The 16241-nt window shown below is 71.4% G+C and carries 10 protein-coding genes; 5 read left to right on the forward strand and 5 right to left on the reverse strand.

Annotated features, from left to right (window positions below; all coding sequences use genetic code 11):
• Window positions 1-14: 14 nt before the first annotated feature.
• Window positions 15-1793 carry an HEXXH motif domain-containing protein gene (locus ACZ6ZP_RS16180; protein WP_469407164.1) on the forward strand — a complete coding sequence of 593 codons (1779 nt, stop codon included), beginning with the start codon at window positions 15-17 and terminating at the stop codon, window positions 1791-1793.
• Here ACZ6ZP_RS16180 and fxsT read toward each other — a convergent pair.
• The 5 genes from fxsT to ACZ6ZP_RS16205 form a co-directional block, all read right to left on the reverse strand.
• Window positions 1769-5668, reverse strand: a complete 3900-nt coding sequence (gene fxsT / locus ACZ6ZP_RS16185) for an FxSxx-COOH system tetratricopeptide repeat protein (protein ID WP_469407165.1) — start codon at window positions 5666-5668, stop codon at window positions 1769-1771. The two genes, ACZ6ZP_RS16180 and fxsT, sit on opposite strands and share 25 nt — an antisense overlap.
• Window positions 5665-6678, reverse strand: coding sequence for a MoxR family ATPase (locus ACZ6ZP_RS16190; protein ID WP_366464121.1), 1014 nt, complete (start codon window positions 6676-6678; stop codon window positions 5665-5667). The genes fxsT and ACZ6ZP_RS16190 overlap by 4 nt, the downstream gene beginning before the upstream one ends.
• Window positions 6675-8972 (reverse strand): VMAP-C domain-containing protein, encoded by a 2298-nt coding sequence (locus ACZ6ZP_RS16195; RefSeq protein WP_469407167.1) that lies wholly within the window; start codon window positions 8970-8972, stop codon window positions 6675-6677. Before ACZ6ZP_RS16195 ends, ACZ6ZP_RS16190 begins: the two co-directional genes overlap by 4 nt.
• Before the next feature lie 3 nt (window positions 8973-8975).
• Window positions 8976-9296 (reverse strand): trypco2 family protein, encoded by a 321-nt coding sequence (locus ACZ6ZP_RS16200; protein ID WP_351155927.1) that lies wholly within the window; start codon window positions 9294-9296, stop codon window positions 8976-8978.
• Between the two features lie 197 nt (window positions 9297-9493).
• Window positions 9494-11617: an alpha-galactosidase gene (locus ACZ6ZP_RS16205; protein WP_469407169.1), complete on the reverse strand. Its 2124-nt coding sequence runs from the start codon at window positions 11615-11617 to the stop codon at window positions 9494-9496.
• A 178-nt stretch (window positions 11618-11795) separates the two neighbouring features.
• On the opposite strand from ACZ6ZP_RS16205, the gene ACZ6ZP_RS16210 reads away from it, so the two are divergent.
• Genes ACZ6ZP_RS16210 through ACZ6ZP_RS16225 form a run of 4 tightly spaced genes read left to right on the forward strand, consistent with a single transcriptional unit; the run spans window position 11796 to window position 16215 of the window.
• Complete coding sequence (locus tag ACZ6ZP_RS16210; protein WP_351155921.1) at window positions 11796-12986, forward strand: ROK family transcriptional regulator; 1191 nt, start codon at window positions 11796-11798, stop codon at window positions 12984-12986.
• Between the two features lie 8 nt (window positions 12987-12994).
• A complete protein-coding gene (locus ACZ6ZP_RS16215; RefSeq protein WP_399972606.1) occupies window positions 12995-14308 on the forward strand; it encodes an ABC transporter substrate-binding protein in 1314 nt (437 codons plus the stop codon).
• A gap of 39 nt (window positions 14309-14347) precedes the next feature.
• A complete protein-coding gene (locus ACZ6ZP_RS16220) occupies window positions 14348-15292 on the forward strand; it encodes a carbohydrate ABC transporter permease (protein ID WP_383824289.1) in 945 nt (314 codons plus the stop codon).
• Window positions 15289-16215 (forward strand): carbohydrate ABC transporter permease, encoded by a 927-nt coding sequence (locus ACZ6ZP_RS16225; protein ID WP_469407172.1) that lies wholly within the window; start codon window positions 15289-15291, stop codon window positions 16213-16215. The genes ACZ6ZP_RS16220 and ACZ6ZP_RS16225 overlap by 4 nt, the downstream gene beginning before the upstream one ends.
• Window positions 16216-16241: the final 26 nt, after the last annotated feature.

The raw sequence follows: 16241 nt of genomic DNA on the forward strand, positions 1-16241 counted from the left end.
ACCCTGGAGCTGTCATGCATGTCGACGCGCAACCGCCACGGCCGCACCGTCTGGGCCTTGAGGCGTACCGCGGTCTGCTGTCCGGAGCCTGCGGTGCGGAGGCGGTGGATGCGCTGCGTGCCGCCGAGCGCAGTTGGCGCCTGCTTCTCCTGCGCGCGCTCGTCGATGCCGCCGACGGCGTGCCCACCGCTCCGCTTCCTCCCCTCGCCGACGGCTGGCGGCTGTTGACCCGTGCTTGGGAGGCCGACGCCGAGCCGGTGGAGCGCCTCCTGCTGTACCCCACCGTCGGCACATGGGCCGCGTACGCCCTGCGCCGCGTGCGCGGCAGCGTGACGGGCGAGTCCCCCCTGTGGGTGGAGCTCGGCCAGTTGCACGCGGTGGCGGCATCCGCCGCCGTGCTCGCGGGGCTGGACTTCCGCACCACGGTGCCGGTGCGCGACGGGTGGGTGGTGCTGCCGATGCTGGGCGGCGCCGAAGTGCCGCCCGCCGAGGGCCGCTGGGGCAGCGCCCAGGTGTCCGCGGAGGCGGGCGCGGTGCTGGTCGACAAGGTGCGGCGGGGCGGGCCCGGCTGGTACCCCCTGCGTGAGTTGAGCGGGGACGGATGCACGGCCGTCCTTGACGACCTCGACCCCTACCGCGGGCTGCGTGCCCCCCAGCCGCCGCAGCCCCTGCGCACGGCCGACCGCTACGCCGCGCTCTTCACCGAGGCCTGGCGCCTGCTCGCCCACGACGACCCGGAGACCGCCCGGGCCGCGGCCAAGGGCCTCAGCTCGGTGGTGCCCCAGCCACGCGCGGAGCCGTACCGCCCGCACAGCGCCTCGTCGGGCGACGCGTTCGGCGCCGTCGTCGCCTCGGAGCCCGACGACGCGGAACAGTTCGCGTCAACCCTGGTGCACGAGTTCCAGCACAACAAACTCGGCGCCTTCATGCATCTGTTCACCCTCTACCGCGACGGCGGCACCGAGCGGTTCTACGCCCCCTGGCGTGACGATCCGCGCCCGCTCGGCGGTCTCCTGCAAGGGGTGTACGCCTTCTTCGGCGTCACTCGCTTCTACCGGCGCAGGCCGACTCCGCTGGGCGCGTTCGAATACGCCCTGTGGCGCGCTCAGACCTTGCGGGCACTGCACGGCATCCGTGACGTGGACCGACTCACCGACCTGGGGCGGGAGTTGATCGACGAGCTGACCGCACGCCTCACCGCCTGGCAGGACGAGCCGGTCGACCCGCAGACACTGGACGCGGCCCGATACGCCGCCGCCGACCACTACGCGTCCTGGCGGGCCCATCACGTCGAGGCGGATGCGGACGCGGTCACGCGCGCCGCGAAGGCGTACGAGGAAGGCCGCGTCCCGCTCGTGCCGCCCCGACACGCCGACGTCATCGTGCCGGGCAAGCCGCGGCGGGGTCTCGACACCCGTGCCGTGCTGTTGCGCCGCCTGCTCGTCGACCCCGAGGCCTTGCGCGCGCTGCGTTCGGCGCCGGGTGCGGTGGTCGAAGGCGCCCGCCCGGAGGACGTCGCTCTCGTCACCGGTGACACGGGCTGGGCCCGGCAGCGGTTCGAGGCCCGCGTCGTCGAGGAGGGGACACCCGAGGCATGGGTCGGCCTCGGCCTCGCGCTGCGGGCCGAGCGCCACCCGGCGGCGGACGTCCTGCTGACCCGCCCGGAGTTCGTGAGGGCGGTGTACGCCGAACGAGGCGGCGGCAGTGTCGATCCGGTGCGGCTGGTGTCTTCCTTCCGCCCTGGCCCTGACAGCTCCGCTCCCGGCCGCTACAGCGGTAGTGGGTCGATGTAGCAGTTGGCCCGCGTCAGGTCGGCCAGGTTCGTGGCCGCCGGATGCGTGGCGCCCAGTTGCGTCCGCAACTCGTCCAGGATCGGCCCGAGCAGCGCGTCGCACTCCTCGTGCCGCTCCAGCGAGCGGAGGTCCAGCGCCCGGTTCGCGGCAGTGCTGAGCGTGGACGGGTGCGTGGCCCCCAGCACCTCGGTGCACCGTGCGAGCGTCGCCGTGCCCAGCGCCAGCGCCTCCTCGTACCGGTGCAGCGCCGCCAGATCACTGGCCAGGTTGGTCGCCACGACCAAGGTCAGCGGGTGCTGCTCGCCCAGCTTCTCGGCCAGATCGGCGTGGGCGCGCAGGTCCATCTCGTAGGCCTCCTGCGGGTGCCCGTCCAGACGCAGGGTGATGGCGAGGTTGGCCTCCGCCGAGACGGTGTGCGGGTGCTGCGGACCGAAGATGCGCCGATAGCGGTGGCAGCAGACGTCGGCCAGTTCCCGGGCCCGTTCCAGCTGCCCGTCGTGCCGCAGGTCCACCGACAGGCTGAGCGACGCGGCGATCGTGTCCGGATGCTCCTGGCCGAACCGGCCGACCATCACCTGAAGTACTTCCTCCGAGATCTCGAGCGCCGCGGGGTGGTCGCCCGCCTTGCGCCGGGTCACCGCCAGGACGCGCTTGGCGTGCAGGGCGGCCGGAGTGTCCGCCTGCACCTGCCGCGCGTACTGGGCGACCACTTCCTCCTGCCGGTCGCGGGCGTAGGCGTAGCGGCCCAGTTCGCGCTCGTCGATGGTCAGGCCGACCCGGGTGTGCAAGGTCAGTTCGTGGTCGGTGCCCAGGAGGTTCTGCTTCAGCTCCCAGGTGGTGCAGTCCAGTTCGTACGCGTCCTGGAAGCGGCCGACGAGCCGCAGACAGACTCCGAGGTTGTGCGCGGCGTTCATGGTCGCCGGGTCGTCCGCGCCGAAGGCCGCCGTCGCCTGGTCGTACACCCGCTGGGTCAGCGCGAGGGCTTCGTCGAAGTCACCCGTGACCCGCAGGTCGGCGGCGACGGCCCCCATGGCGTCGAGATGGCTCTCCCGCGTCTCGGACACCGGAATGCGGGAGGGGAGCTGCGCGGACTCGTACGCCGCGAGCGTCGCCCTGTTGATCTCGGCGGCCTCCTCGTAGCGCCCCATGCTGAAGAGGGTCCAGCCGAGCCAGAAGGCGAGGGTGAGCGTCTTGTCGTCCTCGGGGCCGAAGAGCTCGCGGGCGGCGTCATAGGCCTCCTCGGTGAATCGCCGCGCGCTCTCGTGATCACCCCAACGCTGCAGATACTTGGCGATGTTGACCACCAGGCTGTGCACCCAGGGATCAGTGGAGTGGACGGCGTCGGCGGCCACGGCGTGCGGATAGAGCATGGAGTAGCGGTTCCAGGTCGTGTTGGACTCCGGATTGCGCGGATCGGCCGAGGCGAGGAGCAGCTGGGCGCCGCGCTTCATCTGATCCTGCTGCAGCGGCGTCATGCGGTTGATCAGCACGGCCTGTACGAGCCGGTGTATCTGGAGGGAGTCGGTCCGCAGGTCCACCCGTGCCAGCGAGTACCGCTTGATCTCCCGGACGGCCCGGCTCAGGCGCAGCGGATCCGCGAGGGCCGCGTCCAGCTGCGGGGCGATGGAGCCCCGGTGCACGTGCGAGAACAGGTGCCGGGGAATGGGCTCGGGCGCCAAGTAGGAGCAGACCTGGAGGAGTTGGATGGCATCGGGGTTGGTCTGCTCCACGTGGTCGAGGGAGACGTTCCAGGCGGTGGCGATCGACTGCTGGTAGGCGTAGGGCGCGGATTCGAAGAGCAGCTCGCTGCGCTTCTCCTTGAACAGCCGCAGGTACTCCTGGACCGGCATCCCCGTCTCGGCCCGCCACGCCGCGGCCTGCTCGATGGCCAGCGGCAGGTCGCCCAGCGCGTCCGCGAGCAGATCGGCGTCCTCCTCGGTGAGTTCGGGGCCGCGCTTGTTGAGCAGCTTGATGCTCTCGCCGCGCTCGAAGACGTCCACCTCGAGACAGCGCGCCACGTTGTCCCAGTGCGGGTTGCGCGAGGTGATGAGGACGGCTCCGAGCCGGGAGTTGGGCAGGAAGGGCGCCAGCGTCTCGGTGTTCTCGGCGTTGTCGAAGACGAGCAGCCAGCGGCTGTACGGGTCCCCGCGGCGCAGCGCGTCGAGGACGGCCGGCACCGTGGTGCTCGCGTCGGATCCGTGGCTGATGCCGAGGCGCGGGGCCAGCTGGGCCAAACCGTTGATGATGCCGGAGGTGCGCTCGCTCGGTATCCAGCAGATCAGGTCGTAGGAGCTCTGGTGTACGTAGACGTACTCGACGGCCAGTTGGGACTTGCCGATGCCGCCGAGTCCGTACATCGCCTCCGGCAGCACCGCCGCCGTACCGCCGCAGTCCAGGCGCTCCGCCAGCTCCCCGAGCAGGCGCTCGCGGCCGGTGAAATTGGGGTTCCGCGGGGGGATGTTCTCCCACACGGCGGGTGACGACGGGGCGTGCCGTGGTGGGGCCTGCGGATCGCGTGGTGGGTTTCCGGTCGGGACGGGCGCGCTGGGCATGGATCCTCCCCCTTGGGCTCGGGTGCCGGCGTCGGCGGACGCGATGGTGGCTGCCCGTTCACTGTGCCGGTGCGCCAGCGCCCGTCCCAGGAGCCGGGCGCGCTCCTGGAAGGGGCCCGCGAGGGCGCGCAGGGCGAGTTGTTCGATCCGCAGGAGGCGGGCGTTGGCCGCGCTCACGGCGGGAATCGGTGCGGTCGTCGGTGAGGTGACCACCGCGGTGAAGTAGCCGCGCTTCGGGCCGGGCCGTACCTGGGCGGCCGCCTCCGGGACGAGTTCGTCGAGTGACATCAGGACACGCTGGGTGTCCGTGCGGCGGGCCCCGTCGAGCAGCAGTTCCCGCACCCCGTCGTCCATGTCGAAGCCGCTCCCGTCCGGCACGGGCACCAGCAGGCCGAACGCCCGCAACTCGGCCAGATCGGCGGATCCGGCGCCCGGCGCGAACCGCTCCCGCAGTGCCCGGATCACCGGAAGCGTCAAGGGCGCGGCGGCCAGCAGAGACGCGAGCGCCGGCCCGGTCGCCGAGCAGCCCGCCCGGTAGGCGGCGACCTGGGCCGCGGGGTCGGCGGCGGGCGCGGCCCCCGGGGACACGCATGCCGGTCCTGGCGCGGCCAGCGGCGGAATCGCGTACGCCGGTAGCTCCGTGAAGCCGTCGGCGCCGCCCGTCAGCCATCGGGACCAGCGCGCGAGCCAACGGCCGCGCAAGGGGAGCAGCGGGAGCGGGACGGTCCCGCACGGCAGCGGCGTGTCGTGCGGGGCGAGGGCGTTGTCGCCGACGAGGATGCCGCGCAGTTCACGGCCCGGGGTGGCCGGGCCGGGAGCCGGGAGGCGGATCCGTCGCATGGGCAGACCGGACCGTGACCAGAGTCGCTGCGGCAGCAGATGGACACAGGCCACCGGATGCCGGCTCGCCCAGTGGGCCACGGTGGCGGCAGCGGTGCCGTCCTGCCACGCCGGGCCGAGGGCGTCGGTGACGACCAGGATCAGCCGCCTGCGGCTTGTGGCCGGGAAGCGGTCCGGGCCCCGGCAGCGCGGGGGCCGGCCGTCCCAGGGCAACTCGGTCACGCGCAGGCCCCGTTGGCCCCGCAGCACGGCGTGCAGCCGGGACGTCACCGGCTCCCACAGCGCCATCCCCGCAGCCGTGTCGAGGACCAGGCTGAGCTCCAGGCCGCCGTCCGCGTGGCCCAGCCGGTGCACGCTGCGCGCGACGGCCGCCCAGTCCGGGGCGTCCCCGGAAGCCGCGCCCGCCGGGGGCCGGTCCCAAGCGCTCAGGGGCCGGCCGAGCACAGCGCCGTCAAGCCGGTCCAGGAGACGGCGGTCGCTCATGGTGTTCCCGGGGCCGGGCCCCGCAGCAGGTCGAGCAGGCGGGCAGCGACGGCGCCCGGGGTCTCATCGGGCGGCCAGGGACCGGCGGCGGCGAGCGCCACCGCGTCCAGGGCCTGGGCGGCGGTCAGCCGGCCGAGCGCGCGGGGGTCGGCGGACCAGGCATCGGCCAGCTCCGCCACCAGGGCCAGCAGGCGAGGGTCGGCGTCGTCGGTGAGCCCGGCCCGGCTCCTGACCGTCGCCGTCAGTTCCGCCGTCGTGGGCACCGGATGCTCCCAGTGCAGACAGTCCGCGACGAACTCGGCCGGGAAGACCCTGTCCCGCCCCGCGGTGATCACGGTGACCGGAAGCTCGTGGCAGGCGACGAGACCGCGCGGCACCGGCGCGGGCACGCCCGGGTCGTCCGTGGCGACCACGGCCGAGTCCTCCTCGGCCAGCTCCGGTATGTCGAAGCCGCCTCGCCGCAGCACCGCGCGCAGCTCGACGGGCAGGTCGAAGTCCCCGTGGTCCAGGCCTTCGACGAGCAGTACGCGAGGCCGCCCGTAGGGGAGCAGCGCCGTGCCCAGGGGGCCGAGCCGTACCTTCGTCCCGCCCTCCGCGGCCCGCGCCGTGTACAGCGCGGCCCGGAGTACCGAGGCGCCGGTCACCGTCCAGTGCAGCACGCGACCGAGCCCCAGCTCGCGGGCGATCCGGAAGGCCACCGCCGACCGGCCCACTCCGGGCGGTCCGGTGATCAGCAGCGGCTTGCGCAGCGACAGCGCGGCGTTCACCGCGGCCGTCTCGCCTGACGCGGTCTCCAAGTTCAGCGCCGCCCTCGTCGCCGCTCCGAGCCTGCGCTCGGCCTCCGCCGCATCGTCGGGCGGCGGCTCCAGGTCCGGGCCTCCCGCGTACGTCCGCCACGGCGGGGGAGCGGGAAGGACGGCGCAGGGTTCGTGCGGCAAACCCGTGCCCAGGTAGGGGCCCGGGGCGGCGACGGTGCGGGCCGGGGGCCTGGCACTGGGTGGCGAGTTCACGAAGCCGCTCCGTAAATGAGCTCGGGTAACCCGTCCGGCGTGTCGTAGATGATGACGATCCGCTGATGCCAGCCGGCGGTCCAGGGCGGGGCGGTGCCATCGCCCCCGCCATCATCCCGACCGTACTCCCGTACGTCGAGCCCTCCTTCGGACATGATGCGCGTGAACAGCACGGAGAAGTCGGGCTGCGCCCGCTCGTCGTGACGCCACATCACCAGCGGCACCCCGTGCCGCAGCGCCTTGGTGACGTCCTTGCGCCCTTGGACCGAACTGGGTTTGTGGGCGAGGACCAGACCCGCCACCGGCTCCTCGCCCTCGAACTCCCGTCCGTCCTCGCTCAGCGCCCGCACCAGCTGGAGCAGCCGCCCCGCCTCCGGCTGCCCGCTGAGGGGCCGCCAGCGCTCCCGCCACGTCCGGCACCAGGGCGGGTGCCGCATCCGGTCCCGGCTGTGCACGATCACGGGGAAGGACATCCCGAACTCCGGCAGCGCGCCGCGCCGTATCAAGGTGTCCGGGTGGTCGATGAGATCGAGCGGCAGCACGTACTCGACGTCGATCCGCTCCCTGGGCACGCCGTAGTCCCGCTGCAGCCGCTCCCTGGCCAGCTCGAGACGCGCCGGCAGATCAGCGAGGCGGATGCTCCGTTCGGTGTGCGGCAGCGGCAGGCGCAGCCAGGTGCCGGGCAGCGGCCGGCAGCGGAAGTAGAAGGACACCGCCCAGTCGTCGGGGTCGTTGCCGGGATCAGGCTCCAGTTCGACCAGGAGCTTCGCGGAAGCGGCGGGCTGTACCGGGGCCTTGACGAGGCTGCTGCGCAGGGCGTCGACCTGCTCCTGGTAGCCGGTGCGCTGGGGCGCGGGAGACCTCAGGGCCAGGGAAGGCCACCCCGTGTCCGTGCGAGGGCCACCGCCCTGCCGGGCGGTCTCCAGGCGCAGCGCCCAGGCGCGGCTGTACGCCTGGATCTCCCCGGCGGTCGCACCGCCGACCGCGCTGGCGACGAGTTCGAGGAAGTGCACGGCCGGGGGCAGCCCCTCGGACGGCATGTTGGAGCCCGCCAGATTGACGAACGCCTTCCACAACCCGTCGCAGTGCGCGGGCATCCCCTCGCTCAGCGCCTTGGTGGCGCGTGCGTAGAGCGCGGACACCGGCATCTCGTTCAGGTCCGACTCGTACAACCTTGTCAGGACGGCGCGCAGTTGCACCCAGCCCTCCGGCCCGACCTGACGCAGGGCTTCCAGCTCGTCCACGCGGAAGTGCAGTCCGGCCGCGACCGCCCGGTCCTTCGGATGCGCTTGTTCGTACGCCGCCACCAGATCGCTCATTCCGGTGGGCGTCTGCGCGCACCGGTCGACGAGCAGGGGCAGGAGGCACTCGCCCGGGAGGCAGGCGCTCTCGGCGTCCTCGGCCACGTCCGGGAACAGCCGGCGCAGCAGCGCCAGCCGGGGTGTGTACCCGCGCAGGGGCTCCGCCCGCTCCAGCAGAGCCCGGACTTCGGCAAGGACCTTGCGCCTGTTCCGCGGCTCGCTCAGGCCACCGGTGTGTTCGGACAGGCGCAGGCGGCAGTCGACGTCCTCCAACAGCACCTCGACCGGCAGGACGGTCAGCTTCCTGCGGCTGCCGATGTCGCTCCGCAGGACGACCCCGACCAGGGTGCGCCGCTGGTCGACGAGGACCGCGGCGCCCGAGATGCCGCCCCAGTCGGCACCCGATTCCGGACAGTCCTCCTCCGCCACGTACAGGGCCATCAGCTCCGAGCGCGCGAGGTTGGCGGGCCGGAGCCTGCCCCCGCCCTGAAAGGGATTGTGGGCGTGCCGCTCCTCGTAGTTGAAGCTGGGGAAACCGAAGATCTGGAACTCGGTGATGTCGGCTTCGACGAGGCCGAGGTGGGGATCGCTGCCCGGCTCCGGCGGCACCCAGCCGGAACCCGTCACGACCAGCAGCGCGGCGTCCAGCGAGGGAACCAACGAGGGGAGGGGACCTATGTCGGCGCCCCAACGGGAACCTTGTGCCGGGCCGCTGTCACGGCGCTCGGGCAGGTGCGGCAGGCCGCTCCAGACGATCTCGCAGGGGTGCCAGGGCAGATGGGCCGCGTGCATGCCCTGGCGCACTTCGACGACCAGTCCGCCCGGGGCCGTCGGCCCGTCGGAGGGCTCCTCGGGCACCAGCAGATGAGCGGCGGTCACCACCAGATCCGCGTCGATGACCCAGCCCGAGCCGTACCCGACCTGCCGCCCTGCGTCGTCCCGCACGCTGATCTCCACCAGCCGGTCCGGCACGAGCCGTGCGGAGCCGACCATGCATCACTCTCCCGTGCCGGCCGCCGTAGGCCCCGAGGAGCGAGGCGGTGGAGCGTTCCGCGGCCGGTCGGTCCGATCGCCGACGTGCAGAACTCCGCGTGGCTTCAGCGTCACGACGAGCCGGGTCCCGGTGCGCTTCACGCCGGTGCGCCCGCGCTTCGCCGTCACGTACCAGGAGACCCCGCCCTCGACGGTGTCGCTCCGCTCGGCCTGTACGTCCAGTTCGACACTGATGCCGTCGACGGAGAACCCGACGGTCCTGCCGATGCCCTGCTGCTGTGCGGCAGCCAGATCCTGACGCAGTGACTCGATCGCTTCCGTCAACGTCAGTCGCCGTGGTTCACGTGCCACTCGGTCCCCCCGATGCGTGCGCGCCGACTTCTGCGCACAGTAACGGTGCCACTCGGCGTCACGCCGTGAGTCCTGTTTCGCGTACGCAGCCCCGCCTTCGTCCTACCCGGTTGGCAACTGCCCGACACGGCCCGTCAGTTGAGGCTCCAGGACGCGGGTGTGCTTTCCGGTCACGGGACGCGCACCAGATGCACCGCCGCACTCGCCCAGTCGCCGACCGGCAGCTCGGGCAGCAGGCCGTAGCCGCTCAGCACCGTCGCGGAGTGCACCGCGCCCGTGCGGGTGTCGCGGTAGCGGGCGGTGGGGTCGAGACCGGCGAGGCGCAGCGGTGGGCGCGGGGTGCCGTGGCGTGGGGTCCGGTGCCAGGCCAGGAGCAGGGTCTCGCTGCCGTCCGCCGCCGTGTACTGCACCGCGGCGAGGCCGTCGTCGACCGGGCCGCGCGGCCGGTGCAGCGTTCCGTGCTGCACGAGGTGGCGTACGCGTTTGTACTCGGCCACCAGGGCCGCCCCTTCGGCCAGTTCCTCGGCCGTCCAGCGGGTGAGGTCACCGCCGAGGCCGAGGACCCCGGCCATGGCGACATGGAAGCGCAAGCGCAGCGGCACCGACCGGGCGGTGAGCTGGTTGGGCACGTCGGTCACCCACGCGGCCATCGTCCGGGCCGGGTAGAGCTGGCCGTAGCCGTGCTGGATGGACACGCGGTCCGCCGCGTCGGTGTTGTCCGACGTCCACGCCTGGTCGGTGCGGGAGAGCATGCCCAGGTCGACGCGTCCGCCACCGCCGCTGCACGCCTCGATCCGCAGGCCGGGATGGTCCGCGCGGAGCCGGTCGATGACGTCGTAGAGGTGGTGCACGTACGCCGTCCCCACGCGCTCCGCGCCGTCCGCCTGATCGGGCCAGCCCGCCTCGCTGATCGCGCGGTTCATGTCCCACTTGAGGAAGTCGATGCCGTGGTCGCCCACCAGGCGGGTCAGCCACCCGTACGCCCAGTCCGCGACGTCACGGCGGGCGAAGTTGAGCACCAGCTGGCTGCGCAGCTCGGTACGGGTGCGGTGCGGGAAGTGCAGGACCCAGTCGGGGTGACGTCGGTAGAGATCGCTGTCCGGGTTGACCATTTCGGGTTCCACCCACAGGCCGAAGCGCATCCCGAGCCGGTGCACCTCGCGCACCAGGGGCGTGAGTCCGTCGGGGAAGCGGTCCGTGGCGGGAGTCCAGTCGCCGAGCCCGGCGCGCTCGCTGCGGCGCGCGCCGAACCAGCCGTCGTCCATGACGTAGAGCTCCGCGCCGAGCTCCGCCGCCCGGGCCGCAAGGGCCAGCTGACCGGCCTCGTCGACGTCGAACCCGGTGGCTTCCCACGAGTTGTAGAGCACCGGCCGTGTCTCGTGGGGGTGGGGGAGCACGTGGGCCAGGACGTACGCGTGCCAGGCTCGGCTGGTCGCACCGAAGCCGCCGTCCGTGTAGAGACCGGCGTGGCGCGGAGTGGTGAACTCCGCGCCGGGTGCGAGGGGTTGGGTCATTCCGTCGCGGCCCGCGCCGCCCGTGAAGCCCGCCCGGCCGTCGGGGGCGCGCTGCACGGTGACGCGCCAGTTGCCGCTCCAGGCCAGGGCCGCGCTCCATACCTGGCCGTGGTCCTCGGTCGCGTCACCCGCGTCCAGCATCACCCAGGGGTTCGCGTGATGGCTGGTGACACCTCTGCGGCTGGTGAGTACCGTCTCGCCGAACGGCACGCGATCCCGGTGCAGCTGGGTCTCCGCGGACCACTGGCCCGTGACATGGCTGAGCCGGTAGTCGTCCCTCGCCGGAAGTGTCCACGCGGCGGAGTCGGCGCGCAGCAGCACCACGGTTTCCTCGCCGGTGTTGCGCAGCACGGTCCAGCGCTCGATGACGTCGCTGTCGTCGTGGACGCGGTAGTGGAGGGTGATCCCCAGGGGGTAGTGGCGGTCGCGGAACTCCAGGGCCAGTTCCGTCGATCCCGGCGCCGGCTCAAGGACGCGGTGGCCTGACGCCTCCCATTCGAGGGCGCGGGTGCCGTCGGCGAAGCGCACCTGAAGCGAAGGGGTTCCGTACCGTGCCCCGCCGTCCACCGGGAGCTCCTCGCCGACCGGTGGCCGTCCCTCGAAACTGCTGGGGGTTGGGGCCGGGGGAGCGGCGAGTTCCTGCGCCTCCGCCAGGGTCAGCCGTGGTCCCCACGCGAGATGGCAGGGCGCTCCCGTCGCGTCGACCCGGAGTGCGTACGACGTGCGCGGAGTGCGGAGCAGCCAGACCCCGGTCTCAGGGGCGAAGGAGATCACAGGCATGGATCCTCACGTTGAGATGGCGCCTCGAGAACATGCGGCAGCCAACACGCCCTTCGATCAACTGTCAACACCCTGTTCCTGTAGCTGATTTGAAGCTCAACACCTCCTGGCAGCGCTTCTTGAAAGGTGCTTGCTTCTTTCATTGACAGAGGAAAAGAACACCCCCTACGTTTCGGCCATGCGCTCGACGACCCCCTCGACGACCCCTCGGATCGACGTGGTTCCGGCACCCACACCTGCCGCTTCCCTGGTCTTCACCACCGTTCTGTCCCACGGCCCGCTCACGCGGATCGAGATCTCCCGGCGGACCGCGCTCTCCTCGGCGGCGGTCACCAAGGCGGTACGGCCGTTGATGGCGGCCGGCTACCTCGTCGAAGGAGCGGACGAGGAGGCGCGGCCCTCCCTCGGCCGCCCTGCCACCCTCGTGCGGGTCGACGGCGGGCGGGCCCTGTTCATCGGGGTCAAGGTCACCGGCGACGAGATCATCGCCGTCCTGACCGACCTCTGCTGCCGCATCCGCGTCGCCCGCCACCTCCCGGTCACCGACCGAGACCCCGGAGCGGTGCTCGCCTCGATCTCCGGACTCGTCCAGGAACTCCTCACGGAGGCGGAGGGATTCGGCGTGGAGGTGCGCGGCCTCGGTCTTGCCGTCTCCGGTGACGTGGACCGCACCGCCGGGGTGGTGCGCTACTCGCCCTTCCTGGACTGGCGGGACGTACCGCTCGCCGAACTCGCCTCCACCGTCACCGGACTGCCCGTCACCGTCGACAACGACGTGCGCGCGCTGACCGTCGCCGAGCAGTGGTTCGGCGCCGGGGCGGGAATCTCCGACTTCGCCCTGGTGACCGTCGGCGCGGGCATCGGCTGCGGGCTCGTGGTGCACGGCAAGGTCGTCTCCGGCGCGCACGGTGTGGCCGGTGAGATCGGCCATCTGCCGATCGACCCGCTGGGTCCGCCCTGCCACTGCGGCAACACCGGCTGCGTGGAGGCGATCGCCGGGGACGCCGCCATCCTCCGCCGCGTCCGTGAGGTGACCGGCACCCCGGTCGCCGACTCCGCCGCGGCCCTTGCGCTGGCGCACCAGGGCGATCCCGGCGCACGCGAGGCCTACGCACGGGCCGGGGAAGCGATCGGCCGCGCCATCGGAGCCGTCGTCAACGTCCTCGGACCGCAGCGAGTGATCATCTCCGGCGAAGGGCTCGCGGCGTACGACCTGTTCGCCGAGCAGATCCGCGAGGCGTTCACCGCGGCGGCCTTCGGCACCGCGGCGCAGTGCGACGTGATGACACGTCCGCTGCCCTTCGAGGAGTGGGCGCGCGGGGCCGCGGCCACCGCGATCCAGTCCTTCATCGGCATAGACACGTACTAGGAGTTGCGATGACGCAGCAGAGCCGCAGACCCTTCACCGCCCGTGAGCCGAGCCGCCGCACCGTGGTCCGCGGCTCCCTCGGGGCCGGTGCCGCCGCGCTGGCCGCGCCGCTCCTGACCGCCTGCGGCGGCGGACCGGCCGCCGATCCCAAGACGGTGACCTTCGGGTCGAACGGAGCCGACGCCACACCCGAGAAGGCCTACGCGGCCGTCACCGGCGCCTTCACCGAGGACAGCGGACTGAAGGTCAAGACGAACACCGTCGACCACGACACGTTCCAGAAGAGCATCTCCACTTATCTCCAGGGCACCCCGGACGACGTCTTCACCTGGTTCGCGGGCTACCGCATGCAGTACTTCGCCAAGAAGAAGCTGGCCCACCCCATCGACGACGTATGGGAGAAAATAGGCTCCGGATTCAGCGACGCCGCCAAGCAGCTGTCCAAGGGGCAGGACGGCAAGTACTACTTCGTCCCGCTGTACAACTACCCGTGGGCCGTCTTCTACCGCAAAAGCGTGTTCAAGGAAAAGGGATACGAAGCACCGCGCACCTGGAGCGAGTTCACCGCGCTCGCCAAGCAGATGAAGAAGGACGGCCTCTCGCCGATCGCATCCGGCTACGGAGGCGGCGACAGCTGGTCGATCCTCGGGGCCTTCGACTATCTCAATCTCCGTGCCAACGGCTACGACTTCCACATGGACCTGATGCGGGGCGAGGTCGCCTGGACCGACCGCCGCACCACCAAGACCCTCGATCTGTGGCGCGAGTTGAGCGGCTTCTACCAGCAGGGGGCGGGCGGCCGGTCCTGGCAGGACGCCGCACAGTCGCTGTTCGACAAGAAGTCGGGCATGGCCGTCATCGGGCTCTTCCTCGGCCAGCAGATCACCGACGAGAAGCTGCGCGCGGACATCGACTTCTTCGCCTTCCCGGAGGTCGACCCGGCCCACGGCCAGGAGACCGTCGAGGCCCCCACCGACGGCTTCATGCTCAGCCGCAAGCCGAAGAACCTCAAGGGCGCCACCAAGATGCTCGAATACCTCGGCGGCGCCGAGGCCGAGAACCTCTACATGGGCGTCGACCCGAGCAACGTAGCCGTCAACTCCCGCGCGGACACCGGCAAGTACAACGCCCTGCAGAAGAAGTCCGCCGACCTCATCGCGTCGGCCGAGCACATCACCCAGTTCGGCGACCGCGACAGCGACCCGGGCTTCATCTCCACCGTCGTCCTGCCCGGATTCACCGAATGGCTCGGTCACCCGGACGACGGCGCGGCCCTCCTGAAGAAGATCGAGTCCCAGCGTCCGCGCTTTTTCACGGCCTGAACGGCCCGAACGGCCTGATCCGGACCGGGAAGGTTCACCATGTCCCCCGTGCGCACAGCGCGCCCAGCGCCCCCGTCCAAGCGTGCCCGGCCCCGGCGGCTCGGCCCCGGTGACCGCGTCTTCCTCACCGTCATCGTCGGCATTCCGCTGCTCGCCCTGCTGGTCTTCGTCTGGCTTCCCGCGCTCGCCTCCGTGGGCCTGTCCTTCACCGACTGGGACGGCATCGCGCTCTCCGACATCCGCTGGACCGGGATCGACAACTACCGGGAGATCTTCACCAACTACCCGCCGTTCTGGCCGGCCGTCCAGCACAACGTCGTCTGGCTGCTCTTCACGGCGCTGCTGCCCACCCCGTTCGGCATCTTCCTCGCCTACCAGCTCGACCGGAAGATCCGCTTCACACGGATCTACCAGACCGCGATCTTCCTGCCGATGGTGCTCTCGCTGGCCGTCGTCGGCTTCATCTGGGAGATCATCTACAACCCCGACAACGGACTGCTCAACGGCGTCCTGGGCGGAGTGGCTCCCGGTCAGCACATCGACTGGCTCGGCGACCCGGACCTCAACCTCTGGGCCGTGCTGGTGGCTTCGGCCTGGCGGCACACCGGCTACATCATGATCCTCTACCTGGCGGGCCTGAAGGGCTTCGACCCCGCGCTCAAGGAGGCCGCCGCCCTCGACGGCGCCAACGGACGCCAGACGTTCCTGCGCGTGGTCTTTCCCGCACTCAAGCCGGTCAACATCATCATCCTCGTCGTGACCGTCATGGAGTCCCTGCGGGCCTTCGACATCGTGTACGTCCTGGGCGGTGGCACCGGCAGCAAACCCGGCATGGAGCTCCTCTCGCTCCTGATCACCGACAACATCATCGGCGAGTCCAGCCACATCGGTTACGGCTCCGCGCTCGCGGTCGTCCTGCTCGTCGTCTCCCTGCTCGCCATCTGCGCCTTCCTCGTACAGACCTTCCGCAAGGAGGACCAGTGACCGCGACCGCCACCCCGCCGGCCGCAGGCCCACGCACCCGGAGCGCACTGCCCTCGGGCGACGGCCCGCCCCGCCCGCGGCGGCAGACCGGCCGGCACGTCCTCCTCGGCGGGATCGCCCTCCTGTGGCTCGTCCCGCTGCTCTGGGCGGTGTACACCTCGCTGCGGCCCTACGAGGACACCGCGAAGCACGGCTATCTGTCCTGGCCGCACGGCATCAGCCTGGAGAACTTCTCCGACGCCTGGAGCCAGTCCGGGATGCCGCACTTCTTCTGGAACTCCGTCCTCATCACCATCCCGGCGGTACTCGGCACCCTGCTCTTCTCGGCCGCCGTCGCCTTCTTCGTCTCGCGCTTCGCCTTCCGGTGGAACATCGCCCTGCTGATGTTCTTCACCGCGGGCAACCTGCTGCCCGCACAGGTGCTTATCACCCCGCTGTACCGGCTCTACCTCCAGATCGGCCTCCCCGGCTGGATGAGCGACTCGTTCCTGCTCTACGACTCCGTCTGGGGCATCATCGCGATCCACATCGCCTACCAGTGCGGCTTCTGCACCTTCGTCCTCAGCAACTACATGCGGACGATCCCCAAAGAGATCACCGAGGCGTCCCTCGTGGACGGCGCGCCCGTGTGGCGGCAGTTCTTCCAGATCGTGCTCCCGCTGTGCCGCCCCGCCTTCGCGGCGCTCGCCACCCTCGAATCGATCTGGATCTACAACGACTTCTTCTGGTCGCTCGCCCTGATCGACACCGGCGACAAGAGGCCGATCACCTCCGCCCTCGCCAATCTCCAGGGCCAGTACTTCACCAACCCCAACCTCATCGCGGCCGGTGCGCTGCTGACCGCGATCCCCACGCTGCTGGTGTACTTCGCGCTCCAGCGCCAGTTCATCAGCGGATTGACCATCGGTTCCGGCAAGGGCTGACCTCACAGCCGCGCGTACGTCTCTCC

It is taken from the genome of Streptomyces sp. NPDC054047, from assembly GCF_055585065.1.